At 67.6% G+C, this 24303-nt stretch carries 22 protein-coding genes and 1 pseudogene; 14 read left to right on the forward strand and 9 right to left on the reverse strand.

Annotated features, from left to right (window positions below; all coding sequences use genetic code 11):
* Positions 1-462: 462 nt before the first annotated feature.
* Entirely contained in the window at positions 463-666 is a 204-nt protein-coding gene (locus F9C11_RS20765) for a cold-shock protein (RefSeq protein WP_409186529.1), read from the reverse strand.
* Positions 667-1161: 495 nt separating this feature from the next.
* Between F9C11_RS20765 and F9C11_RS20770 the strand changes: the two genes are divergently transcribed.
* The 3 genes from F9C11_RS20770 to F9C11_RS20780 all read left to right on the forward strand — a co-directional run bounded on the left by F9C11_RS20770 (position 1162) and on the right by F9C11_RS20780 (position 2839).
* Entirely contained in the window at positions 1162-1320 is a 159-nt protein-coding gene (locus F9C11_RS20770; protein ID WP_409186530.1) for a hypothetical protein, read from the forward strand.
* Positions 1317-2336, forward strand: coding sequence for a fatty acid desaturase family protein (locus F9C11_RS20775; protein WP_409186531.1), 1020 nt, complete (start codon positions 1317-1319; stop codon positions 2334-2336). Before F9C11_RS20770 ends, F9C11_RS20775 begins: the two co-directional genes overlap by 4 nt.
* A 107-nt stretch (positions 2337-2443) precedes the next feature.
* The gene (locus F9C11_RS20780) at positions 2444-2839 is read left to right on the forward strand and encodes an HPF/RaiA family ribosome-associated protein (protein WP_409186532.1); all 396 of its coding nucleotides are present in this window, start codon (positions 2444-2446) and stop codon (positions 2837-2839) included.
* A 527-nt stretch (positions 2840-3366) separates the two neighbouring features.
* On the opposite strand, the gene F9C11_RS20785 is transcribed toward F9C11_RS20780, so the two are convergent.
* Together F9C11_RS20785 and F9C11_RS20790 are read right to left on the reverse strand one after the other, a co-directional pair.
* A complete protein-coding gene (locus tag F9C11_RS20785; protein WP_409186533.1) occupies positions 3367-3588 on the reverse strand; it encodes a hypothetical protein in 222 nt (73 codons plus the stop codon).
* A 113-nt stretch (positions 3589-3701) separates the two neighbouring features.
* Positions 3702-5264 (reverse strand): molybdopterin-dependent oxidoreductase, encoded by a 1563-nt coding sequence (locus F9C11_RS20790; protein WP_409186534.1) that lies wholly within the window; start codon positions 5262-5264, stop codon positions 3702-3704.
* Positions 5265-5554: 290 nt separating this feature from the next.
* Between F9C11_RS20790 and F9C11_RS20795 the strand changes: the two genes are divergently transcribed.
* The 3 genes from F9C11_RS20795 (at position 5555) to F9C11_RS20805 (ending at position 7376) form a co-directional block, all read left to right on the forward strand.
* On the forward strand, positions 5555-5845 hold the full coding sequence (locus F9C11_RS20795; protein ID WP_409186535.1) for a hypothetical protein: 291 nt from the start codon (positions 5555-5557) through the stop codon (positions 5843-5845).
* Positions 5846-5876: 31 nt separating this feature from the next.
* The gene (locus F9C11_RS20800) at positions 5877-6587 is read left to right on the forward strand and encodes an anti-sigma factor domain-containing protein (protein ID WP_409186536.1); all 711 of its coding nucleotides are present in this window, start codon (positions 5877-5879) and stop codon (positions 6585-6587) included.
* Between the two features lie 435 nt (positions 6588-7022).
* Positions 7023-7376, forward strand: a complete 354-nt coding sequence (locus F9C11_RS20805; protein ID WP_409186537.1) for a hypothetical protein — start codon at positions 7023-7025, stop codon at positions 7374-7376.
* A gap of 21 nt (positions 7377-7397) precedes the next feature.
* Here F9C11_RS20805 and F9C11_RS20810 read toward each other — a convergent pair.
* Positions 7398-8406: pseudogene (locus tag F9C11_RS20810) on the reverse strand (ferritin-like domain-containing protein).
* Between the two features lie 407 nt (positions 8407-8813).
* Here F9C11_RS20810 and F9C11_RS20815 point away from each other — a divergent pair.
* Entirely contained in the window at positions 8814-9485 is a 672-nt protein-coding gene (locus F9C11_RS20815) for a fasciclin domain-containing protein (RefSeq protein ID WP_409186946.1), read from the forward strand.
* 1420 nt (positions 9486-10905) lie between these two features.
* Here the strand turns inward: F9C11_RS20815 and F9C11_RS20820 are convergent.
* The gene (locus F9C11_RS20820; protein ID WP_409186538.1) at positions 10906-11766 is read right to left on the reverse strand and encodes a cupin domain-containing protein; all 861 of its coding nucleotides are present in this window, start codon (positions 11764-11766) and stop codon (positions 10906-10908) included.
* 88 nt (positions 11767-11854) lie between these two features.
* Between F9C11_RS20820 and F9C11_RS20825 the strand changes: the two genes are divergently transcribed.
* The 5 genes from F9C11_RS20825 to F9C11_RS20845 all read left to right on the forward strand — a co-directional run bounded on the left by F9C11_RS20825 (position 11855) and on the right by F9C11_RS20845 (position 18152).
* Positions 11855-13219: an extracellular solute-binding protein gene (locus tag F9C11_RS20825; RefSeq protein WP_409186539.1), complete on the forward strand. Its 1365-nt coding sequence runs from the start codon at positions 11855-11857 to the stop codon at positions 13217-13219.
* Complete coding sequence (locus F9C11_RS20830) at positions 13216-14145, forward strand: carbohydrate ABC transporter permease (RefSeq protein WP_409186540.1); 930 nt, start codon at positions 13216-13218, stop codon at positions 14143-14145. Before F9C11_RS20825 ends, F9C11_RS20830 begins: the two co-directional genes overlap by 4 nt.
* Positions 14142-14966 (forward strand): carbohydrate ABC transporter permease, encoded by an 825-nt coding sequence (locus F9C11_RS20835; protein ID WP_409186541.1) that lies wholly within the window; start codon positions 14142-14144, stop codon positions 14964-14966. Before F9C11_RS20830 ends, F9C11_RS20835 begins: the two co-directional genes overlap by 4 nt.
* Positions 14967-16502: 1536 nt before the next feature.
* Positions 16503-16895, forward strand: a complete 393-nt coding sequence (locus F9C11_RS20840; protein ID WP_409186542.1) for a DUF5684 domain-containing protein — start codon at positions 16503-16505, stop codon at positions 16893-16895.
* Positions 16896-17210: 315 nt separating this feature from the next.
* Entirely contained in the window at positions 17211-18152 is a 942-nt protein-coding gene (locus tag F9C11_RS20845) for a magnesium transporter CorA family protein (RefSeq protein WP_409186543.1), read from the forward strand.
* 677 nt (positions 18153-18829) lie between these two features.
* On the opposite strand, the gene F9C11_RS20850 is transcribed toward F9C11_RS20845, so the two are convergent.
* Positions 18830-19006 carry a hypothetical protein gene (locus F9C11_RS20850; RefSeq protein WP_409186544.1) on the reverse strand — a complete coding sequence of 59 codons (177 nt, stop codon included), beginning with the start codon at positions 19004-19006 and terminating at the stop codon, positions 18830-18832.
* A 166-nt stretch (positions 19007-19172) separates the two neighbouring features.
* Between F9C11_RS20850 and F9C11_RS20855 the strand changes: the two genes are divergently transcribed.
* Positions 19173-20345, forward strand: coding sequence for a hypothetical protein (locus F9C11_RS20855; RefSeq protein WP_409186545.1), 1173 nt, complete (start codon positions 19173-19175; stop codon positions 20343-20345).
* 313 nt (positions 20346-20658) lie between these two features.
* Here the strand turns inward: F9C11_RS20855 and F9C11_RS20860 are convergent, their stop codons facing one another.
* Entirely contained in the window at positions 20659-21261 is a 603-nt protein-coding gene (locus tag F9C11_RS20860) for a DUF1707 domain-containing protein (RefSeq protein WP_409186546.1), read from the reverse strand.
* Between the two features lie 400 nt (positions 21262-21661).
* Between F9C11_RS20860 and F9C11_RS20865 the strand changes: the two genes are divergently transcribed.
* Entirely contained in the window at positions 21662-22003 is a 342-nt protein-coding gene (locus tag F9C11_RS20865) for a hypothetical protein (protein ID WP_409186547.1), read from the forward strand.
* Positions 22004-22695: 692 nt separating this feature from the next.
* Here F9C11_RS20865 and F9C11_RS20870 read toward each other — a convergent pair.
* Both F9C11_RS20870 and F9C11_RS20875 read right to left on the reverse strand, forming a co-directional pair.
* Positions 22696-23493, reverse strand: a complete 798-nt coding sequence (locus F9C11_RS20870; protein ID WP_409186548.1) for an alpha/beta fold hydrolase — start codon at positions 23491-23493, stop codon at positions 22696-22698.
* Between the two features lie 96 nt (positions 23494-23589).
* Complete coding sequence (locus F9C11_RS20875; protein WP_409186549.1) at positions 23590-24285, reverse strand: hypothetical protein; 696 nt, start codon at positions 24283-24285, stop codon at positions 23590-23592.
* Positions 24286-24303: the final 18 nt, after the last annotated feature.

Here is a 24303-nt window from a genome sequence, read left to right on the forward strand (position 1 = left end):
AGTTTCGGCACGGTGGCTCGACATCGGTGCGCACACCTTCCAGCCGGAACCGGAACCCCTCGGCGTCGGTGATCTCCAGCGGCGGTCCGGACGGCGCTATGGTCGCCGAGGCCGGCGGCGACGGGGAGGCGTGGTCGGCGGGGTCGCGGGCGCGACCCCACAGCCGGAAACCAGCGCCGCGACGGCCGCACCGGCGGCGAAAACCCTGAGTCGCATGGCAACACCTGTTTCTCGGAGTCCTTGTCGGGCAGTGCATGCTAGCGAGACGTCCGCTCTCGCGTGGCAGGTTGCGGTGAGATTGCGCCGGACGAGTGCGGGCAGAAATGCCCCGGCTCCGACACGGCCCGGCACGAAGGGGCACACCGCCGACGAAGCCCGACTGCGCGCGCGTTCGACGGCCGACGGGAAATGCTGCAGGGTGCCCGCGGGGCGCGGGTGCCCTGCAGCGAGGATCTGCGAACGTCAGAGGACGGATACGCCGGTGGCGTGCGGGCCTCGATCGCTCTGGCCGGTTTCGAATCCGACGCGCGCGTTTTCGCCGAGGCTGCGGAAACCGTCTCCGGGGATCTCGGAGAAGCGGACGAAAACGTCGTCGCCGTCGTCGTCGAGGCTGATGAAACCGAAGCCCTTGTCCACGTCGAACCACTTCACAGTGCCTTGAGCCATGCGGGATTTCCTTGCGCGTCGAGCTGTGGAGGGCCGCCTCGGCGAGAAAGTCCGGGTCGCGAGCTCGCGGATCAAGAATCAGAAAAGACTCCGGACACGCTCGCTCGACATTCTTGCGATCGACATGACGAACACAAAAATCTCCAACCGCGGTCAGTGGAGCACACCGGCCGAGAGCAGGTCGATCCGGCCCGGCATCGGGAGCGCGTTGCCGCCCTGCCGCGCGCCGCGGACCGGAATCGCGTACCGTCAAGGGCAGGGCCGAAAGTCCCGGACGCCGTGAACGCCGGTTGCGAGGAGCACCGAACGGCGAGAACCGGACCATCGAGCCACCTCCGTCGGCGGGGAGCCTGCCGCTCCGTTTCCCCACGATATGCCGAGACTTCCGCCGCGACCGCACGCCACTGGCCCGCCCACGACGACCGCCGGTGCCGCGCCGGGCAGCCGCTGCGCGACCGCAGAGCCGCCATCCCACTTTTCCTGAGGAGATCCACCATGAGCAACACCGTTCACCCACCGAGGCCGTATGCCGTGTCGCCGGTGCTGTTCAGCCATCCCGACGCAGGCCAGCCGCCCGCCCGTCTCGTCGTCGGAGCCCTTCCTTCTCGCCGGGTCGCGTTCGCGGCGCCGGGCTCCACGCCGCGGTCGCGATGACCACGACCCCCGCGCAGCCCGGCAGCGAATACGCGGCCCTGTCCCACCAGATCCGGGCGGCCAGCCTGCTGCGCCGCCGTCACGGCTACTACGCGGCGAAAATCGCCGGCAACCTCGCCGTGTTCGCCGGGACCTGGGTCGGGTTCGCGTTCCTCGGCGACACCTGGTGGCAGCTGTTCATCGCCGCCGCGCTCGCGATAGTCTTCGCGCAGCTCGCCTTCATCGGCCACGACGCCGGCCACAAGCAGATCTTCCGCACCCGCCGCCCCAACGACCTGCTCGGCACGGTCCACGGCGGCCTGGTGGGCATGAGCTACCAGTGGTGGATCCACGGACACAACCAGCACCACGCCAACCCCAACCACGAACAGCACGACCCGGACCTCGACATCCCCGCCCTCGCCTTCACCAGCACGCAGGCGCGAGTGAAGACCGGGTTCCTCCGGTGGATGGCCAAACACCAGGCCGTGCTGTTCTTCCCGCTGCTCACCCTGGAAGGGCTGAACCTGCACGTCTCCGGGATCAAGGCCGTCATCCGGGGCGAAACCCCCGCCCGGCGGCTCGAAGGCGCGCTGCTGACCCTGCACCTCGCCGTCTACCTCGCCGCGGTGTTCCTGGTGCTCTCACCGGGTCTCGCGGCTGTGTTCGTCGTCGTGCACCAAGCGCTGTGGGGGGTCTACATGGGCTGCTCGTTCGCCCCCAACCACAAGGGCATGCCGACCGTGACCGAGTCCAAAATAGACTTCCTTCGCAAACAAGTCCTGACCTCCCGCAACATCCGCGGTGGACGGGTCACCGACTTCGTGCTCGGCGGGCTCAACTACCAGATCGAGCACCACCTCTTCCCGAGCATGCCCAGGCCGCACCTGCGCCACGCGCAGCCGATCGTCCAGCGATTCTGCGAGACCCACCGCATCCCCTACGCCCAGACCAGCCTCGTCGACTCCTACCGCCAGGTCCTCGCACATCTGCGCGCCGTCGGCGCGCCACTGCGCACCTCCCGCACAGCCACGTGACCGGGGGTGCCGCGACCGGCGGCCGATCCCGACACCGTGGCACCGTAGTGCGCTATCGAACCGCTCAACGCCGGCGACGTCAGACCGGCCTGTGAAAGGAGGATCGCGTGGAGATCCAGATCAGCACGGACAAGAACATCCATGGCAGTGAGCAACTGATTCAGCGGCTCAAAGTCGAATTCCAGTCGACGCTCTCGCGCTTCAGCGGGCACCTCACCCGCTTGGAAGTTTACTTGAGCGACGAGGTCTCAAGCGGCGGAGGCGTCGCTGACCGGCGATGCGTGATCGAGGCGCGCCCGGAGGGCAGGCCAGCGGTGGCGGTCACCCACCACGCGGGCTCGGTCGACGAGGCGTGCCACGGTGCCGTCCGCAAGCTGGAGAGTGTGCTCGAGACCGCATACGGGCGGGCGGACCACCGCAAGGGCGGGGAATCCATCCGGCACATGCCGGAGAACAATCCGCAGTTAGGCGTGCCTGTTCGTGACGGGGACCAGGGTCGTTGATCTTGGCCCAGGCTTCTCAATGCGTTTCGTCACTGGTTATCCGGGCGAGAGCGAGCCGCCGTGAGGGCGGCTTGATCCTGGGAAACAAGGTCTCGAGGGGGCGGGTTTTCTTTCTCCGCAACGAATTCGTGACGGGGTGATTTCGCAGGGCGGCGCAGCGACCACCGCAGGCTTTCCCGCGGTCGCGGTCGATCCGGGCTGGTCGGGGTTCTTGGGCAGAGAGTGCGGCCGGGTCGGCGCAGCACACGGGAGATTTTCGGTCTGATGGAAGACATGGTGCAGGACATGGTCCCCTCGAATCCGGAGATGCCGCTGGCGCGGTGACCTGGTTTCGGTGCCCGCTATTTCGGCCGAGCCGACGCTCACCCGATGCCATCGAGGGAGACTCGGTTTCTCGCGGGGTTTCGATTGGGACCGCCGTGCGTCGACCGACTACTGCCCGTCGGTGCGTTCACGGCGGGGGCGATTGGGGTTTGAACGCAGCCAAGGTCGCTGGTTGCGGAAGCGCTGTTTCGTCGCGGTCGTCCCTACTCTGCGCGGCGGCGCGGGAGATTCACATAGTCCACTCCTTCGCGAATCCAGTCGCCGATGAATTGAGCGCCGTCGGCCAGGATCGTGTTGCGGGGCATGTCCGGGAATTGCGCGTGCGGTCCGCCGGGCACGATCGCGACGGCGCCCGCGCTGCGGATGTCCGGGAGTCCGGGCAGTCCGCGCTGGGCCGCGACCCGTTCGGCGGGCCAGGTGGACATGTCGAGCGCGGTAGCCACGGCGCAACGTGTCTGCCGGTGCGGGGATTGTCACGGGCCATACCACGGTCCACATTGGACTAGAGGTGGAAAGCCTTGGTGGCGAAGGAGCGTTCTCAGGTGGCGATGAAGGTGGTGGAGTGCCATCCGGTGGCTCCGTCCGGGACGGTGCCGGCGCGTTGGTCGGTCTGGGCGTAGCCGGTTTTGTCGGTGGCGCGGACGAAGACCTGGTGGGTGCCGGGTTTCACGGTGATCTGGGTCCACCACATGCGCCAGGTGTTGAGGTTGACCTCGGCGGACAGCGTGACCGGCTGCCACTCGCCGTTGTCGACGCGGATTTCCACCTTCTCGATCCCGTTGTGCTGCGACCACGCGACCCCGGCGAGGCGGACCGTGCCGGCGGGCACGGTGGCGAATCCCTTGGGAGTGTCGATCCGCGCTTCGGTCTTGATCGGTGCTTGTTCGCTCCAGCCGCGGCGGAGCCAGTAGGCCTGGCGTGCTTTCCAGGTGGTGACTTCGATGTCCACGACCCATTTGGTCGCCGAGACGTAGCCGTAGAGCCCAGGGGTGACCAGCCGCGCCGGGAAACCGTGTTCGAGGGGGAGCGGTTCCCGGTTCATGCCGATGGCCAGCATCGCGCCGCGGCTGCGGTCGAGGGCGGCGGCGACTGGGGTGCCGGAGGTCCAGCCGTCGACGCTGGTGCAGAAAAGCTGTTCCGCGCCAGCCTGGACGCCGGCCTCGGCGAGCAGGTCTGCGAGGTCGATGCCGATGAAGTTCGAGGTGGACACGTAGTCGCCGCCGACTTCGTTGGACACGCAGGTCATGGTGATGGTGCGTTCCACAAGGGGCCGGTCGCGGATGTCGCTGTACCGGTAGGTGCGTTCGCGGTCGACCATGCCGTGGACGCGCAGGCTCCAGTCCTCCGTGCGGACTTGCGGCACGGACAGCGCGGTGTCCACCCGGTAGAAGTTCGGGTTCGGGGTGAGGAACGGGGGAGTGCCGAGTTTGGCGAAGTCCGCGTCGGCGGGGATCGCGGGTGCGCTGGTGGCGGGGACGAGTTTGCCGACCGCGGCGCGGGATGCGGTGGCGTCCCGGGCACCGCTGACGAGTTGCCCTCCGCCGCCGAGGGCTCCGGCTCCGACCACGACTCCCGCGCCGCCCAGGAGGAACGAGCGGCGGGACGCGCCGGTCGATCCGGTGCGGGCGGTTGTCGTCTTCCGGGGTGCGATGCGGTGCAACAGCGCGAAGACGGCGACGCCGACGACGAGGCTGGCGAGCGGGGCCAGCAACGCCACGGCGGACAGGTCAGGCCGTTCGTAGACGGCGAATCCGCCCACCAGCCCGAACAGGGCGATGATCCCGATTCCGGGCAGTGCCGAGCGGACCGACAGCAGTCCGGCCAGAGCGGCGAGAACGACCATGGCCGCGGCCATTCCGCTCAGCAGCACGAGTTTGTCGTACGTGCCGAACGTGCGGACGGCGAAGTCCTTGAGCTGCACCGGGGTGAGGTCGATGGCGCCGTTGCCGACCGCGAGGTATGGGGAGGCGTTGATGCTGATGAACGACGCCACCAGGTGCCCCGCGGCCAGCGCGGCGAGCAGGGCGAGAACCCCGCAGAGAGCCGCGGAAGGCAGCCGCAGCCGTGATGGTGCCGTGCGGGGACTGTCGGTGGTGGTCATATCGGGTCTTCGGAACCGGAGGCCCGGCGGATGGGTGCCCGAACGGGGGATTCCCGCGTCGGCCGGCCGGTCCGACCAATACTGGCCGCCAGTGGGCACGAATACCTTGCGACAGACCAGATGCTTGCCGACCTCGTGCGCGGTCGACCGGCCGTGAAGGAGCCACATGACGGGCCGTAGCGGGACTCCATGGGCCGCGGTGCCAGCACGCGTGCTGGGCCGCCCTGCGACACCGAACAGCCGCGTCGGGAGGGAAGTCGAGCACGCCGGTCCGGGCAAAGGTGGTGCACGTGCTTCGCAAACGTGCGCTGGCCGAAGAAAACGCCCGGGAATCCCGGAAAGAAATGTGGCGCAAGGCCGACGAGCGGAAAAGCCGGGCCGGATGCTTCAATCAGCGGCGCGGCGTCTACGAAATGATGCTCGCCTGCGAGCGTGCCGAGGGCGGGGCCGTCCTCGGCACGTTGAACGCACGTCGGCGCCACGCCATCGACTCGCCGATTTCCGAGGCTTCTCTTGCCGCGACCGCACGGCAAGGGAAGCTCGGGTCATCGCCGGCGAATCGCGGACCCGAGGAGACCTGACTCGCCTGCGCCGAGGCACGGGAGTATCGAGATGAGCAGCGCCGACATCCACTTGCTGATCGGCGCCTACGTGCTCGACGCGGTCACTGGAGCCGAGCGCGTCCGTTTCGAACGGCATCTGCGCGACTGCGAGGTTTGTGCCGTGGAGACCGCGGAGCTGCGCGAGGTAGCCACCCGGCTGGGCGCCGCCGTCGACGTCCGACCGGAACCCGGGGGGCGAGCTGACGTGCTGGCCCGGATCGCGGTCATCCGACAGGACCCGCCGGCCGTGGCCGAGCCGCCTGCCGAGCGCCGGTGGCGGGTTCGGGCCGCAGTCGTGTTCGCCGCCGCGGCCGCGGTCGCCGGAGCCCTGGCCGGCGGCATCGCCCTCGGCGAGCGGAATGCCGGACGGCGGCCGGACGTCGCCGAAGGAGTCCAGCTCCGACACGCACCCGACGCGGCCACCCTGACCGGGCGCGCCGCGACCGCCGGCAGCGCGAGTGTCACCATTTCCCGATCCCTGGCCGAGGTGTCGGTCTCCCTCTCTGGAATGCCGGTGCTCGATGCCCGGCACGCCTACCAGGTGTGGCTGATCGGGCCTCGCGGCCCGCAGTCGGCCGGGCTGCTGCGTCCCGGCACCGGCCCGGCTTCGTTGGCCGGAGTGCTTCCGCCGGACGCCGACCGGATCGGGATCACCACCGAGCCCGTCACCGGCTCGCCTCAGCCGACTACCCCGGGCGTCGTCCGCGTGGACCTGCGCTGACCCGGCGGCCGGGCTCTGCCGTCGCGCGAGGGGCGAGGTTTACGATCGGGCAGCCAAGGGCACCCGCGCGTGCGAGCCCCAGACCCAGGCGACCCCTCGAACCGTTTCCCAGGGGCAGGCTATGAGCGCAGTCAAACCCGTCGCGACCCCACCCGAAGACCCGGCGTTCGCCGAACGAGCCGCGAACGTCTTCATCAGAGCCGCGGACGCGGGTCTCATCGACGCCGAGGAGCTGATCTGGCTCCTGAACCGCCTTCGTCGCGGGGCGCAGTTTCGAAGGGCGGCTCGATGACCGCCGGCACGCGGGATGCCGTGCCCGCCTGGCTCGAGGGGACACCGTCGGTCGACGAGCGGATGCTGGCTCTGACTTGTCGGGTCGGACAGCTGGCCGCAGGCCGGTCCCGCCGGTCCCGGGTCCGCGTTCGGGAGAGTGTCGTGCGAGCGCTGACCCGCGTGGACACGTCCGTATCGCCCCGGGACCCAGGTCGGCGGGACCTCCGCGCGCGGGTGCTGGCGGCCCTGCACGCCGAACTCGCGTCGTGGGTCGATGAGACGAGGCTCGAATCCGCGACATGCGACGCGGTCCTGCTCGACGAGCTCGCCCTGCTGCCGACCCGGCAACGCTATGCACTGTGGGCGACGGCGTCGCAACACCGCAATGTCGCCGAGGTCGCCGCCACGACCGGCTGGACTCCGGCTCAGGTGGCGCGGCTGTTGCGGGCCGCGTTGCGGACTGTCGCGGCGCAGGCCGGACCTCGGGCCGCTCCGGACGGGGATGCAGCCGGTTGACAGCACCCCCGCCCGGGCGACTCAGCCGTTGTCGGCGCTGGTATTCACTGTGCCGTTGACGCCCTTGGGGAAGAATCCGCCCGAGGTCGCGGCTTTGCTGGTCAGGTAGACGATGTTGAGCACCTGCCCGGGGCTGCGGCTGTAGGCGATGCCGTTCGCGTCGGCGGGCACGATGTTCGCGTTGCCGTGGCTGTCGATGACGCCTTGGTCGTCGTCGGTGGGGCCGTCGAGGCTGTCTCGTGCGTCGGACAGTTTGACCGATGCCTTGCGCAGGTCGTCGCTGAACAGGCCGCCACCGAGCAGCCCACTGCCTCGCTCGTAAAGGGCGCTGCGGATGTTGCCCGCGTGGTACGCCTCCGCGGCCAGGATCCCGGCCGCGGCTTCGAGATAGGTTTTGTTGCTGATCAACGGGGCGGCGCCCTTGTAGGCGGTCACGCCGACGTCCTCGAACAGGAAAGCCGCGAGCAGGAAGTTCTCCTCGCACGCGAACGCGTCGAAAGGGTGGCCCTTTTTCACGATTCCGGCGGCCTGGGCGGCTGCGGTGAAGCTGGCCTGCAGGTCGATCGCCGGACGGCTGACCGCGGCGGACCCGAGCGCGGAGCGGAGGAACGCGACGTGGGCTTGTTCGTCCTGGGCGATTTCCTGTGCGTACTGGCGTGCTGCGCGGGTCTCGAACCGCACGGCCCGTCCTCCGGTCACTCCGCCGCGGGTGCCGGTTCCGGTGGTCATCGAGTCCGCCAGCCCTTGTCCGGTCACGGCGTGCAGGTAGAACTCGGCCTCAAGGTATTCGAGGTTGAGCGCGAAGTTGAGCACCGCTCCGTCGCTCACCTCGGAGGACTCTTGCGCGACCGGTGCGGCTTTGCGCACTGCAGCGCCCGCTGGGCTCGCGAACCCGCCGATCCCCGCGAGAGCGCCAGCCCCGACCAGGCCGAGGCCGGTCATCCCGGCGGCTTGCAGGAAAATTGCGCCTGTCCTGAGAGTTCTCGGCGCTCCGGGCGATCATCGAAGCGGCGTAGCGTTTGCCAAACACGTGCGATCTCCTTTCCGTCCGGCAGTACGCCGGACGTGCCCGCGCCGACGACTGCCCGCGCGGGAGCGACCTTCGTGGACTCCTCGCATTCGTCACCGGAAGCCGCGCGGATAGGGCGGCCACCCGTCCGGGTTTCCGGAGAACGGGACCGCAGCTCGGCGTTCGGGGGACACAACGAGTGTCACCGACTCGACCACACGGCGCTCCGGGCCAGGTCGCGGACTTGCCGCAGGGTAGCTCGGTCCTGTTTGGACTGCCTGGCCCACGGTGGCCGGACGCAGTGGTTTCTTCACTCTTTCGGGGTTTTTCCGGCCGAGGACCAATCCGCCTCTGCCGCGGTGCCGAATGACCAGCGTCAGGCAGTTCCGCTTGAACTGCCACAGCCGCTTACAGAGGAGTGAATGACCGTGAACAAGTTCCGTGTCGCAGGCGTCGGTCTGACAGCGGCAGCTGCGTTGACCCTGACCGCGTGCAGCGGCAATGACAGCTCGTCCGGCAATGGCGGCTCCAGCAGTGCGCCGATGTCGAGTTCGATGTCCGCGCCGATGTCGAGCAGCCCTTCTGCGGGCGACGGGGTCACCACTAACGCCGACGTGTTCGGCCCGGCCTGTTCGAAGCTGCCGCAGGGCAACGCGCCGGGCTCGCTCGACTCGATGGGCCCGCAGCCGGTCGCCTCGGCGGCGTCGACGAACCCGTTGCTGACGAAACTGGTCGCAGCGGTGAAGGCCACCAACCTGGTCGACACGCTCAACAGCCAGCCCGCGATCACCGTGTTCGCCCCGGCGGATTCCGCGTTCGACGCACTCGGCGACGCGAAGTTCAAGGAACTGGCGGCAAACCCGAGCCAGCTCACCCCGATCCTCCAGTACCACGTCCTCGGCAAGCGGTACGACGCCAAGGGCCTCGCCGCCGCGGGCACGGTCACCTCCCTCAACACCGCGGGCGGGCCGGTCAAGATCGAGGGCTCCGGCGACAACATGACCGTCAACGGCGCGAAGATCCTGTGCGGCAACATCCCGACCAAGAACGCCACCGTGTTCGTAATCGACAAGGTCCTCACCCCGGGCACGAACAAGTAGCCACCAGCCTCCGGGCTCCCACCCCTCCTTTGCGGGAGCCCGGAACCGCGGCCGCCGCGGCCCTGTTGATACCCGCGGCGGCCGCCTCTCTCTGCCTGGGCTCGGAATCCGTGGTGCCGCCACAGTCTGACGGCGGATCCGGGAGGGGTTTGCCGTTAGGGGACGCTACAGCGGCAGCGTCCCGCCGGCCGGTGCCGCAAGCCTGTTCACTCCGGGCTGCGTGCCGGCCGGCCCCGGGACAAAGCCGTATTAGCAAGTCAGGAAGCGCAAGGCGGACGACGCCGTCGATGTCGGCATGATCGCCGCGGGCGAGACAGTCTGCGCGGCATGGCCGATGCCGGACCTGGTATTCCTGGCCGGACCTGTCCGTTTGCTGGTAAACGGTTCCGGCTGTTGCGGAGGGCCTTGCCCAGCGGCCGGGAAAGGGAACCTGCCGCCGATCAGCGATTGATTACGTAGGCGACCGGACTCCGGTCATATATCTGATTGGGCGAACTGCGCCCTTTGGCATCGACTTCGATGAGTTGGCGTTCGCGTCGTTCACTGTAGGCGCAGCCCGTGACGACAGGACAGATAGGTCGCGGTGCGTCACAGGAGCCGGTCTTCAGCCGGGACGAATGAGCTGCGCAGTGGGTCGCGGCGCTGTGGGTACGCCGTGGCAACTTTTCCGGGCGGTGAGACGGGCCCGGTCGTCGAGGGGGAGGTGCGACCGGGCCCGCACGGGAGAACATACCCGCGCATACCGTGAACCATGCTGTGCGACCGAAAGATTCGCTCGAGCGGATTGCCATCGGGACAGGCTCGCGCCACGGCACGATGCATTCCGGCAGCCCTCTTGCGGTGTCCACGAACCTCCATTGCCTTCGACCGGGAGAAGGCTCGGCGATCCGGAGGTCGGCTGGCCTGCGGGCGACAACCGGCAACCGAGCCTCAGGCGAACGACGCGTGACCGGAGCGTCTGCTCCAATCGGCCGTGCCGAAAACGGCACCGAGCCGAGAAACTTGGCCCTATCTGGTGCGAGAAACCGAACCGCGGACAGCACTTCAGCTTCGTCTGCGCCTAAAGAAACGTTTCGTCGGCGCGTTGCGATCAATCCGCCGTGCGCCGGGCGAACAGACGCGGTCCGGTGTCGAGCCGGCCAGGGCCACCAGCCGTCCGCGAACCCGGTCGTGGCTCGCTCGGCGTTGGCGCGGTTTCCCGTCGATGCCGACACCTTCACGATTGGCCTCGCTCCTTGCCCGGTGGACTGGTACTGCTTTCGTGAGACCGGACGCGATTCGGACACCGGGGCCGTCCGCCGCTGCGAGGCCTCGATCACCTCGAGCACTGCGGGCCGGACCCCGCCGGGCTGGGACGCCGACCAGCTCCGGGCGGCCGTCGTCGGTGGACCGCTGCCCGGCTGAGCGGGGACCTGCCCGGTCACCGATGTCTGGTGGCCGGCCAGCGGTCGCCCGCTGGCTGCAGCCCGGCGGCACGGACCCGGTCCGGGGGGGTCGCCGACCACGACGACGTCCAGGTCCGGGTTCGCCCGGATGCCGTCGGCGACCACCGACGGATCGATGAGCCCTTCGGTGTGCACGTGGTCGTCAGTCGGCAGCCCGGTCGCGTCGAAGAACGGCTCGAAAATGTCCGAGGTGAGCAGTCCGAGCAGCTGGGTGTTGTGCGCCGCGACGGCGAAGCTGTGCACGGTGCGGCTGGCGCGTGCAGGAAGTCGCCGGGGGTCAGGAGGATCTCCTCGCCGTTGACCCACAGCCAGATCCGGCCGGAGAGGCACAGGAAGTTCTCGGTGCGCCGCCGGTGGAAATGCCGGATTACGTACGGCTGCGGCGCGGCGAGGGTGTTGACCGCGAAGTAGCGGCCCCCGGTGTTGCGGCCGCGGGCCAGGAACGAGTTCACCGCGTCCGGCCAGCCCCGCCGCTCTCCGGTGCGCGATCGCAGGAAATAGCCCTCGGTGCCTGCGGGCAGGGTGTCGTCCCATTCGACGCTCGGGGCCACCAGGTGGAGGTCGTGCGGCGTTGCCTTCGACGGCACTTCGCCGATGACCGTGGTGCCCGCCGAGTAGAGGTGCCGTTCGACGCGCGCCGTCGCCTCGGGCAGTCCGTCCGAGCCGTGCTGCCAGTGCGGCAGCGCAACGGTGTGCCGCGCAAGGGGTGACGGCCACAGGGGATCCGAGGTTTCCGATCCGGCCGGGCCGCCGTTGAAAGGCGGGCGCCGGCCAGCTTCCGGGCACCGGGCGCGGAGACGACGCTGTAACTCGCCCCGTGCGTGCCGCGTCTCCACGGATCCGGCCAGGCTCTCTCCTTGCCGGGGTTTGACGCGCTCCGGAATGGGTATCCCGGCGCAGTTTTCTACGGCGAGGGGAGGTCAAGTGGCGAAAGGCAACGGGGGGCGGCCCCGCGCGTTCCGGCTTGGCGCGATGGCGGCCGCAGCGCTCGTGGTCGGTGCGTGCGGCGGGGTCGGCTCCGGTGCGGGGGACGGAGCCGCGGGGGAGTTGACCACCATGGGCTTCGGCGTCGGCGACGAAATCGCCCGGACCCGGGTCGACCTGGCGGACAAGGCGATCGCGCCGGGGACGGTGAAGATCGCCGGGGGCGCGTTCGACGCTCAGCAGTTCCTTTCCGCGGTCGCGTCCGGCACGGCGCCCGATCTGATCTACCTGGACCGCCAGCTGGTGGGGACCTACGCCGCGCGGGGCGTGCTCGAGCCCCTGGCGGATTGCGTCGCGAAACACCAGGTCGACCTGACCCAGTACCGGCCCGCCGCGCTGGGCGAGCTCACCCTCGGCGGCAAGCTCTACGGGCTGCCGGAGTCCTACGACAACCGGCTGCTGCTGGTGAACGACACCGTGGTGCGGCAGGCCGGGCTCAGCCCCGCGCAGGTCGATCCGGCCGATCGTCCGGCGCTCACCGCCGCGGCGAAGGCGCTCACCGGCCGCGTACCCGGCGGCGCGTTGTCGCGGATCGGGTTCGACCCGAAGCTGCCGGAGTTCTTTCCCTTGTGGGCCAGGGCCAACGGAGTGCAAATCCTCAGCGACGACGGTCTCAAGGCCAACCTCGACGACCCGAAAGCGGTCCAGGCGCTCGAATACGCGGTGAGCCTGATCAACGAGCAGGGCGGCTGGGGCGCGGTCAAGGCGTTGCGCGATTCCTTCGACTTCTTCGGCGCCGGAAACCCGTTCGCCAAGAATCAGCTCGGCGCCTCCCTGATGGACGACTGGTACCTCAACGTTCTCGCGCAGTACTCGCCCGGGGTGAAGGTGACTGCCGCGCCGTTCACCGGCCCCGGAGGCAAGCCGGTCGACTGGGTCACCGGCAGCACGTGGGCCATCCCGGCCGGCAGCAAGCACAAGGACCAGGCGTGCACCTGGATCAAGACGATGACCGGCGCACCCGCCTGGATCGCCGCGGCGCAGGTTCGCGCCGACGCACGCCGGGCTGCGGGCAAGCCGTTCACCGGCGTCTACACCGGCAACCGGGTCGCCGACGAGCGGATCTTCGGCGGCATCGTCCAGCTGAAGGACCACCCGGTGTTCGACGCGGCGGTCAACGTGGTTTTGAAGGCGCAGGATTCGGCCTTTTCCATGCCGGCGTCCCCGGCGGGTTCGGAGTTCAAGACCGCGTGGCAGAACGCCGTGAACCGGGTGCTGTCCGGGCAGCAGAGTCCCGCGCAAGCCTTGGCGCAGGCCCAGCAGGAGGCGCAGCACGCCCTCGACACCGCGGCAGCACACCGGTGAGCCGCGCCCGGGTCCGGACCTGGTTCGCGGGATTCCGACGGCGGGAAACCTGGGCCGCTTACGCCTTCCTGTCCCCCTGGATGGCGGGTTTCCTCCTCTTCATGGCCGCGCCGATGGTGATCAGCTTCGTGCTGTCTTTCACCGATTACGACGCACTGCGCCCGGCACGGTCGGTGGGCTGGGACAACTACCGGCAGCTGTTCAGCGACCCGGTGGTACGTAAAAGCATGCTGAACACGCTCGTGTACACGGTGCTTGCCGTGCCGGCGACGATGGCGGTGTCGCTCGCGCTCGCCTCCTTGCTGGCCCGGGCCGGACGCCGGTCCGCGGGCTTCTTCCGCACGGTGTTCTATCTGCCTGAGATCACCCCGAAAGTCGCCGTCGGCGTGCTGTTCCTGATGCTGTTCAACGGGCAGGTCGGCCTGGTCAACCATGTGCTGCGGATGTTCGGCGTCGAAGGTCCGCAGTGGAGTACCGATCCGCTGTGGGTCAAACCAGGACTGGTGCTGCTGCACTTGTGGTCGGTCGGCAGCACCGTGGTGATTTACCTGGCGGCGCTGCAGGCCGTGCCGCGCGAGTTGCACGAGGCCGCGGAGCTGGACGGCGCGTCGCCGTGGCAGCGGTTCCGGCGGGTGACGGTGCCGATGATCAGCGGCGCGCTGTTTTTCACGCTGATCGTGCAGACCATCGCCGGGCTCCAGACCTTCGACGAGGCCTACACCGCTTTCTACGGAAACGCGGCCGCGGCGGTCTACAGCAACGACGCGGCGCTGTTCTACCTCGTCTACCTGTTCCGGCAGGCATTCGAATTCCTTCACCTGGGGTACGCCTCCGCGCTCGCCTGGCTGCTGTTCCTGGTGATCATGCTGATCACGGTGGTGCAGGTGCGCGTCGGCCGGCGGTACGTCCACTACGAGGGGCGATGACCATGCGCCGGATCGCCTACCGGGCCGCGCTGGTGCTGGCCTCGGTGCTGTTTCTCTACCCGTTCCTCTGGCTGCTGAGCGCTTCGCTGAAACCGCGGGCGCAGGTCTTCGACAACACTCCGCTGCCGGAATCCTGGATGTGGGGCAACTACACCGAAATCTGGCGCGTGGCACCGGTCGCGCAGTGGTTTCTCAACAGCGTCGTGGTGTCCCTTGCCGCCGCGGCCGCTGTGACGCTGTCCAGCTCCCTGGTGGCGTTCGGGTTCGCCTGCTTCCGGTTTCCCGGGCGCAACGCGCTTTTCGGCCTGGTGCTGGGCACGATGATGCTGCCCGGCGCGGTGACGATGATCCCGGTCTACCTGATCTGGAACTCGGTGGGCCTGGCCCACACGCAGGTGCCGCTCTGGGCGGGAAACCTCTTCGGCAGCGCTTTCTACATCTTCCTGCTGCGGCAGTTCTTCCTCGGCCTGCCACGCGAGGTGTTCGAGGCCGCGCGAGTCGACGGGGCGAGCTACTGGACGATCTTCTGGCGCATCGCTCTTCCGCTCTGCCGTCCGGCGCTGGTGGTGAGTTTCGTGTTCGAGCTGAAGGCCAGCTGGTCGGACCTGCTCAAACCGCTGATCTATCTCCGCGATCCGGCCCTGTACACCTTGCCGCGCGGACTGAAACTGCTGTCGGATCAATTCGGGCAGGCGGGCGAGCAGCGGTGGGAGATCGTGCTGGCCGGCACGGTCGTCACGACGGTGCCGCTGCTCATCGTGTTTTTCCTGGCCCAGCGGCACTTCGTGGCCGGCATCGCCACGACGGGCGCCGACCGGTGAGCACTTCGGCTACAACGATGGCAAGGACAAGCCCGCCCAGATCGGTCCGCGGGCAACTCTGTCTGGCCCAGTCGCGCTCGGCAGGCTAAGTCTTGCTGGCTCGGCCTGACCCCGAGTCGCTGACACTGCGGATATTGAGAAGACGACTATGCGACCGTCAGCGCTGCTCGTCACGATGAAGAGGTACTGAGGAGCCGCCAATCACCTTCGCGCCGCCTTGCGGACGAAGAGCCGGCGGGCGGCGGCGAACTGAACGAGTCAGTACGCGGACGCGGGGCGCGGCATTCGGTCGGGGAACTAACCACCTGCCCTCGCGCTCTGGGTCGCGACCGGGCTGAGCGCGGGTCTCGTGTTCGCGTCCCGGACCACCCGGCTGGCGGAACCGCGCTGACCGCGGTTGCCGGGTCCGACGGCTTCCAGTTGCTTTATGACGCCGGAAAGAAGATGGCGGCGGAGTAGCGACGCGACGGCCTTGTCGCGAACGGCCTTTGTGCCGCTTGACGATCGACTGTGTGGGGTGGATCGGCATCCCAGGTTCGTCCGGACCCTCAGCGCAATTGCTGCCTGCCCACGACCGTGACACCGTCGGCCCGGACGGGTGTCAGCGGGCGGTTGCCCTGGGAGCAGGGATGCGCGCGGAGGAGAACGGGCCCGACGAGAAAACCACGTTGCGCCACCAACGCGCACGTGCGCGTTGGTGGCGTGCTGATGGACACGCTCACCGGTGTTTTTCAAGCGCAGGAAAGGAATTACTGTTCCGCGCCGAGATTCGCGCCTGTCCGCGAGGCCAGGTGCCGACCGGGCAAGGGAACCATCGCGGGTGGTTGAGGCCACAGGCCAGGGGGTAAAGGCAAGCGGTGACAGCTTGTCCAGCCTGCGCCTCAGGTACCCGCATTGGCGCTTGCTGTTGTGACACCGCATGGCGTTCGTTGCTCCATTCGGCCCGCGCCGTGCCCGAAGGAAAGGCCGCTCACGATGATTGAGCCACACAAGGCAGACCATCTCTTGCGCTGCGAAGTCCTGGACACCTACGGCGAAACTGTCGGTCCGATCGCGCAAGTGTGGTTGGCCGAGGACACCGGCCAGCCGGTCTGGGCCTCGCCGATGAGCTGGGCCTCTCGGGCAGGACCTGGCGGGCGGGGACGCTGTCGGCTCGGGGTCGGCGGCGGTCGAGGACTGCGTTGCCCAGAAGGCGGAAGCGATGCGCGGAGCCAGGGGGCGGTACGGCGTGCCTCACCGAGGCGCAGATCGATCAGGCCGTGCCAGTCGGGATCGTGGTCGCATTGCCGCATTTGCTGTTGTTCTCACGCTGCGCGGGTGGCATCTCGGCGCGGATCGTATTGACAGCGCTGACTATTTTTGCAGGTGATGTCCCTCATCGGGCGGGGCGCATCGCCTACGCCAGTGTGGCGTTCACCGTGCTCGGTTCGTTCTGTCTGTCCAATGGGTACCGCACGCGGGTACTGCCCCGAGGCGCTTATCTGCCTGACGCTAAGGTCGCCTCCTGGTCGGCTGCGTCTGGAAGGACATCAGTCCATGGAATACGAGAACTCGACTTCGGTCGTCACGCCCGCTGTCGGCATCGGGTTCGGCGGGGCCGGTCTTGTCGTCGCGGTGCTCACCATCATCGCGATGTGGAAGGTGTTCGCCAAAGCCGGCCGCCCGGGCTGGGCGGCGATCATCCCGTTCTACAACGTCTACACGCTGCTGAAAGTCGCTGGCCGTCCCGGCTGGTGGCTCGTCTTGTTCTTCATCCCCGTGGTCAACCTGGTCATCGCGATCATCGTGTCGCTCGATGTCGCCAAGGCGTTCGGCAAGAGCGGTGTCTTCGGGTTCTTCGGCCTGTTCCTGTTCTCCTTCATCGGCTACCTCATCCTCGCGTTCGGTCAGGCCCGCTACACCCCGCCTCCCACTGCCAGTTCTCGCTGACCCAGCCTCGAGCGGCCCGCTTCGCGTCGAAATCGTCGAGCCGCACGGTCCAGACACACCTGTCTCTGCGGGGTGCGTGCCGCGGCACTTACTGAACCGCCACCGTGTTTCTGTCCGACGGCGGGAAGGGGTGCCGCACGACGGTCCGGCTAGCCGAGCTGTCGCGAGGACGCCGGAAGTCGCCGCCCGCCGTGAACGGGCCATACCCAGTTACGTCGGGAGTTGATGCAGTGCCGTTCGCCGATGCCGGACACCTCCTCTTCAGCGGGGCCGGCGGCCCGCACGTCGCTGCGACCCGCTGATCGGCGGTCGGCCATGGCACACACCCGCGTATACCGGAACGGGGTTCTCGAGGCTGAAGGGTTCGCGGTCGCGGAGATCTCCGACTACCTCGCCGATCCCGCAGCCACGATCTGGCTGGACTTCTGCGCTCCGACCGAAGCCGACCTGGCGGCGATCAGCGAAGAGCTCGGACTGCACCCGCTCGCGGTCGAAGACGCCGTGCACGAACACCAGCGCGCCAAGCTCGACCGCTACGACTCCCACGCCTTCTTGACCATGTACTCCGCCGAACTGGACGACGACACCGGTGCCTTGACCGTCTCGGAACTCGCAGCGTTCATCACCGGCCAGGCATTGGTCACCGTGCGCAAAGACGACCGCTCCGCGATCGACGCGGTGATCGCGCGCTGGGATGCGGCAGGGGAGCTGGCCAAGAACGGCGTCGGGTTTTTGCTGCACGGGTTGCTCGACTACGTCATCGACGGCCATTTCGAAGTCGTGCAAACCCTGGACGAGCACATCGAGCAGCTCGAAGACCTGGTGTTCGACGAACGCCCGCAGTACGCCGACATGCAACGGCGGTCCTTCGCTCTGCGCAAAAGCCTGGTGCAGGTACGGCGGGTCGTCCTGCCGATGCGCGAGGTCGTCAACGCGCTCATGCGCCGCGACCTGCACGTGGTCGACGGCGAACTGCAACCCTACTTCCAAGACGTCTACGACCATGTGCTCCGCGCCTCCGAATGGACGGAGTCCCTGCGCGACCTGGTGACGACGATCCGGGAGACCCAGCTCAACATCCAGGGCAACCGCCTCAACACGATCATGAAGAAGGTCACCAGCTGGGCGGCGATCATCGCCATCCCTACCGCGGTCACCGGGTTTTACGGCCAGAACGTGCCCTACCCGGGATTCCAGTCGACCGCGGGTTTCTGGACGTCCACGCTCGTGATCGTTGTGCTCTCCGTAGGCCTGTAGCTCTCTTTCAAGAAACGAGACTGGCTGTGAACTGTCCCGATTAGTGCTGTCTCTTCGGCGTCGCGCCGCAGTGCGACGGGCAGCTTAAGGACGGTTTTTCTGTTCAGAGGCGGTCTTCTTTTCGGTGTGCCGGACGGGCTTGAGCGTCGGTGGGGACGTTTCCCGAGCGCGGTATCGCCAGTTCAGCTCGTCATCGGATGTCGGAATGGCGAAGTAAACGTGTCAGCCGCGGGACGCCCTCCGCCGCAGACCTGGTCGGGTCGTATCTAGCGCCGCCGGACAACGCGATCAAGTTGTGCGTGGGACGCGCAGTCGCGGGTGCAGGCCGTGCCGGTCACGCCACCCCGCCGGGCACGGATAACCCATCGCCGCGTGTGGGTTGGCACGACGAGCCACTTCGCGGCACCGAACGCAGCCACGGCGCCGTTGATCTCTCGGCGTCGGCACCGGGAGTTTCTCAATTCATCGATACCGTCAATGCAGCTCACCCGGCGTCGATGAGTTCGCCCGGTATCGATCGGCCACAGCCACCGCTCAAGCGGTGCCGTGCGCTGGCTACCGCAGTCGGACCCGAAGCCGTGTGGCGAAGGATTCGGCCGGTGGCTTTCGCGACAAGTGGCCACGGCGGCCGTCCGCGCTTCCTTCGTCGAACCCGGCACATGCCTGACCCCACCGGGCTATTGTCGGGTGTTGTCGCGGTGAAGTGAGGCATGACGGCGGACGAGTGCGAGCACCTTGCGAGCGTCGGCTCGTCGGCGGGGATCAGAAGAGAGCACGGCGACGGCGGTGGCGAGCAGGGACGGCAGCAACGAGATCAGCGGGATGCTGGAAGTGACGATGAGTGCGGCGCTCATGGTGGCGGGCTCCCGTGTCGGCTGGAGATCCCCGTGATCGGGGCTGTGGCCAGAACATCGGTTCTGAGCTGGGGATTCAAGGAAACCGAATGTTCCCGAAGGACGTCGAACCCGACCGAACATCAGTGGGGCGCCGCTGGCGAAGGCGGGGAGGAAGGGAGACACCGTGGGTCCGGAAGACGAGTTCGCGGCCTGGCTGCGCACGCTTCGGGTCAACGCCGGTCATCCCACTCTCGAGGAGATCATCGCCCGTATCCGGGCGCGGGAGCCGAGGCAGGCTCCGGGCAAGAGCACGTTGTCGGAGATCTTCAACGGCAAGCGATTGCCGAGATCCGAGACGGCCGAAGCGATCGCCTGGGCGCTGGGCGGACAGCAGGCGGCGCGGGAATGTCGGCAGCAGTGGCAGCGAGCCAAGCTCACCACAGCCGCGGCATCGGGCAGTCCTGACGCCGTTGAGGAACCCCGCGCCGACTCGTCGGCGCCGGTGACCACTGCGGCGGCCATGGCCGCGGCAGGCGAGAAACCGAAGGCCCTCGGCGTGACCAGGCGGTGGCGCTCGCGCATGGTGGCGGCGGGGGTGGCCGCGAGTGTGATGGCGGCTGGGAGCGTGTTTGTCCTGCGCGAAGCGGCAACAGACGGCACCTCCAACGGTGCGGCGGGGGCCGGCACCGCAGTGCTTCCTGCCCCGGCCGACAACAGCGTTGCCCCGGCAGGACTGGCGGTGGCGATCCAGGGCGAGTGGAAGGACGGCTCGTGTGGCGACGCGTACGTCTCACCCGCTGTCGTGCGGCAACTCCAGGACGCTCCCGAACGGCCCCTGGATCTGGCGCGGGCGGCCGAGGCGAGGCTGATCCCGCCGAACTCGCACACGCTCAGCGTCCAAATCACCGCGCAGACGCGCTCAGACGAGGAGATCATTCTCACCGGCATGCGACTCGTGGACTTCCGCCAGGAGGCACCGCCCGTCGAAGGAGCGCTCGCCGCCAACAGCCAATGCGGGGGCGAGGTGGTGATGCGGAGCTTCGCCGCTGATCTGGACCAGCCGCACCCCCACATCAGGCCGATCGCGGCCAAGGAGGCCTTCACCGGGAACCCCATCCCCGCTCGTCCCTTCCCGTTGAAGATTTCGCGCCGCGACGCCGAGGTCTTCCAGCTCGACTTGTCCCGCGCCGCGCCAGGTGAATGCTCTTTCGCCCTGCAGGTCGAGTGGGTGATCCACGGCCAACGCGGTGCCACGTTCATCGACCGCCACGGCAAGCCCTTCCGTCTCGTCACCGGCGTCGGCGCCCTGCCCCGCTACAGCTGGGACATGACCCGATCCCGATGGACCCGCACTTGACCACGACCCCACGCGCTACCAGACATCGTGGAGTGAAGCCTCGACAGCACCGCTGTAGGCAGGAGGACGCTCCTCGAGACCTGGAGATAGTCGTCGAGCAGCGCGTTCGCTGAGTCTTGTGGTCCACCTGGATGCACTGAGTCTCTGTTCGGGTTGTCACTGTTTTCGGCGAGGACCGGTACGAGTTTGCCGGTGTCCGCACTTGCGGCCGGGCGAGCCGAAATTGTGGTGCCTTCGGGACCGAAGGCACCGAGCCGCCCGCGAAGGCCCGGAGGGACTTCCACTGACCGGACCGCTCTCGGCGTCGGGTCGTTCAGGCGTCGCGGGGGTGTTTCACCTTGAGCCGTCCGCTGGCCAGTTCGCCGGACACCCGGATCAGCGGTGAACCCGGCACGTGCGGGTCTGCTGCCTTGTCGACGACCCTTCCGCTGGTGGTGCTCAGCTCCTCGATCCGGATCATCCAGCCGCGAGGCACGGTCAGGTGCACCTGTCCCGATCCGGTGCAGACCACCTCCAGCAGGATTTCCTTGTGGCGGCAGAGGGCATGCGTGAAGTCGATCCGGACCCGGCCAGAGCCGCACTGCGCCAGTATCCGCTGCGGCACAGCCCACTCGCCTTCCTGTTTGACCGAACCGCTGGTCGTGCGGAGCACGAGCGCAGGCGGGTCGGGGAAGGGCGCTTCGGGCGCCATCAGCGAAAGTCCGGGGAACTCGGCCAGCACCGATTCCACCTGGCCCCAGGTCTCTGCCGCGAGCACGACGTCGACCCGGTTGCTGAACTCGTCGAGGCTGAGCAGTCCGTCGCCGACAGCTTGCCTGAGCAGTTCCACCGCCCGGTTGCGATCGGCATCGGACGCGCGCTCGTTCTCGCGCGCCACTTCACCGCCGCCGCGCGGTTCGAGTTCACCGCCTGACACATCCTCAACGTATCGGACACCGCCCGAGGTGCCCACGAGTAACGACGCATCCGCGCGGAGGCACCGTGGGTTTAGTGCCCGCCGACCCGGGTTCTAAATCATCGCGTCGGGGTATTTCCGAATTAGTCAATGTGATCGTCAGTGAGAGGTGGGGTGTATGTCGATACAGCCGCAGAACTGGGGATCAGGTGAGGTCGGGGCCTACCTCTTCACCTCGGGAGGGCTGCTCGGTAGCTCGGAACATACCTGCAGCTTCTGACCCTCGAACATTCTACGGCACCCTGCCTCCCCGCCGCTCGCTCGAACGGCAGCGGAGGCAGGAAGACGTGCGCTTGCCAACGCCGTATGATCGCATCAGGTTCCAGAATGGAGCATGGGTCCACACGGGGAGGCGTTCTGAATGCCAGATTCCGATCACGAGGGTGAGACTGCAAGTCCGAAAGAGCCGTGGGCGGACACTCCAAGGGTTCGCATCGAGCTAAAGCATCTCGTCGGCGGAACGCCGGCAGACCGAGTCGAGTTTATCCGCGAACTCCTGGAGGTTGGCGAACTGGAGTTGGATTCCTCGGAGCGTCGTGACCTGGCAGAATTCTTTAATAAGGTCTCTTCGGCATTCAAGTTTCTTCCCATGGTGGAATTGTCGGATAACCGATGTCGCTTGGCCCCCGGCGTCGTTGCTCCGCTCCAAAAAGTATTGTCCGACGATTACAATATGAATGAAGACTACGGTCAGCTTGACTAGCTGGTCATCGGTTTTCTTAAGCACTTCATGGTTGTTCGCGTGCCAATGCTGGTTTGTCCACATGCAGGCGGCAGGGTGTGCCTGAATGGTAGCGGCCTCATGCGGGCCAAATGTTTGGGACGGGTTGGGCGGCGTAGCCCGCCGCCGGGCAGGTCGTGCGGGTGTTGTTTATGCCGGGGTTGCCCGGGTATCGGGTGGTTGGCCTCGTCGCAGGCGTGAGTCCGGCGGAGCTCAACATGCGGCCCCGGCCTTTCTTGAAGCGGCAGGCGGGGCCGCTCCCGACGGTGACTTCGGGTTGATCAACGGGTCGGGTCGGCGCAGCCGGTGCTGGTGCGCACCGAGCCGCAGGTCAACGTCGACTGAGGCACCGACTCGCCGTTCGAGTCCGCATTGGGCACGGATTGGTTCGTCGTCCCCTGGGAAGGCTTTCTCCAGGCCCCGGTCACCGGGATAGCTGCCGGGCTCGGTAGGGGGAGTGGGCGATGACCCGACCGACAATGGCACAACACTGCGTTTCGGGCCGCGCTGGCCGGCCGAGCTATCTCGCCCACCGCGGCGCGGGGTGCTGCAGACCGACAGCCATGCTGCCGCGTCGCGGTGCCTGGTGTCGCGCACGCGGTTGCTGACATCCGCGCCGGTGCCGTCGAGTTACGAGTCTTACCACGTGGGGCGTTCGGGCTGAGCGCGTCTGCTCAGTTCGGTGCGACGGCCTCAGCCAGGTCGGTGATGAGCTTGGCGGCGAAGTGTTGCGGTTGTTGGATGAATCCGCCGTGGCCACCGGGATAGTGGCGGATGGTGGTGCCGAGTTCGCCAGCTAGGGTCTGAGTCGTGCGATAGGCGAGTTGTCCGGCCGAGTCTGTTCCGCTGGCAACGATAATTGTTGCCGCGGCGGAGCGCAGTGCCACGTGGTTCGGTCGGTACTTCGTCATCGGCCTGAGCATGCGAGTGAACAGCAGTTCGATGTTGTTGCCTCGGCGAGCGGCGTTGGTCGCCGAGGCACGCGGACGGGGTTGGCTGTGGGAGAGTCGTCGGTCTTCTTCCCATCCGAAGTGGGCGATCAGGCGAAGCATCGCTTCTTGTGCCCCGTGGTTTTGTGCGACTTCACAAAGTGAGCTGATTGCGGCGTGCTGCCGCGCCTTGTCGGGGAGGAGTTCGAGCAGCGGTGGCTCGTGTGCGATGAGGGCTCGTACTCGGCCTGGGTGGGTGGCGATGAGGTCGAGCGCTGTGATCGCGCCTCCGCAGCTGGCGAAAATCAAAGCGGGATCAGAGGTGACGGAGTCGAGCACCCGGTAGGCGTCGTCACTGTGCCGCTGGACGGCAATATCGCCACCGTCGTCGATTGTGCTGCGGTACAAGCCGCGCGGGTCGTAGGTGACAACACGGTAGCGGCTGCTTAGAGCCGGGAGCATGGCGGTGAAGACAGTGCCGTCTGCCGGCCCGCCCGGGATGAGCAGGAGGACCGGTCCGGTTCCTTGCGCTTCGACGTACAAGGATGCTCCGGGGGCTGCTCGCGTCATGATGCGTGGTGCGGGAGTGGCCGCAGGGTTCTGGTCGCTTGCCATGGATTCGCTGCCATCTGCCGAGTTTCAGCGATTTGTGAGCAGGACTTCGGCTATTGCGCCGAGCGTCGTCCAGTCCGCAGTACCTGCGGCGAGTAGCTCGCGGACCCGGACGACTTCGACGTAGGTCTGCTCGGATGCACTGAGGTCGCCATGCAGGGTGTCGTCGGTGCGCAACACGTCGAGCTCAGCGGGACTGAGCTCGACGGAGAACAGGTGGGCCCGATGGACGGAGAAGGTCGCAGCGAGTTGGCGGGCGTGGTGACGGACCAGTCGGCCCGGGTCGATGAGCAAGCCTGTTTCCTCCGCGAGTTCGGCGAGGGCCACCTGTCGAGCGTTGAGCCAACCTGTCCCATCAGATCCGCAGGGAAGCTCGTGGACGAACCCATCGGCGCTGGCGCCGGCGGACCGGAACTCCCGGATCAGCACCACCTGGCAGTCCGGTAACTTCGCTGCGGGGCAATAGGCGAGCACGAAAGCAACGTCGGGACGCCCCAGTACGACTTCGTTGTCCTTGATGCGATCTTCTCCGGAGACTCGGACGGCGACCCGGAGCGCCCAGCAGAAAGCGTAATCATGCTCACCGCTTGGTCGATATACCCACTCACGCGTAGCTCTCAGCAGCTCATGACCGGCGCTGTGCAAGGTCGAAAACCAGTTCTGGAAGCTGTCGACGTTCTGAACTGCCTGCGGGACTGCGCTCTGGGCGCGCGGGTCGGGCATGGGGGTCTCCACCTTCGG

It is taken from the genome of Amycolatopsis sp. VS8301801F10, from assembly GCF_046195355.1.
Taxonomy (GTDB): domain Bacteria; phylum Actinomycetota; class Actinomycetes; order Mycobacteriales; family Pseudonocardiaceae; genus Amycolatopsis.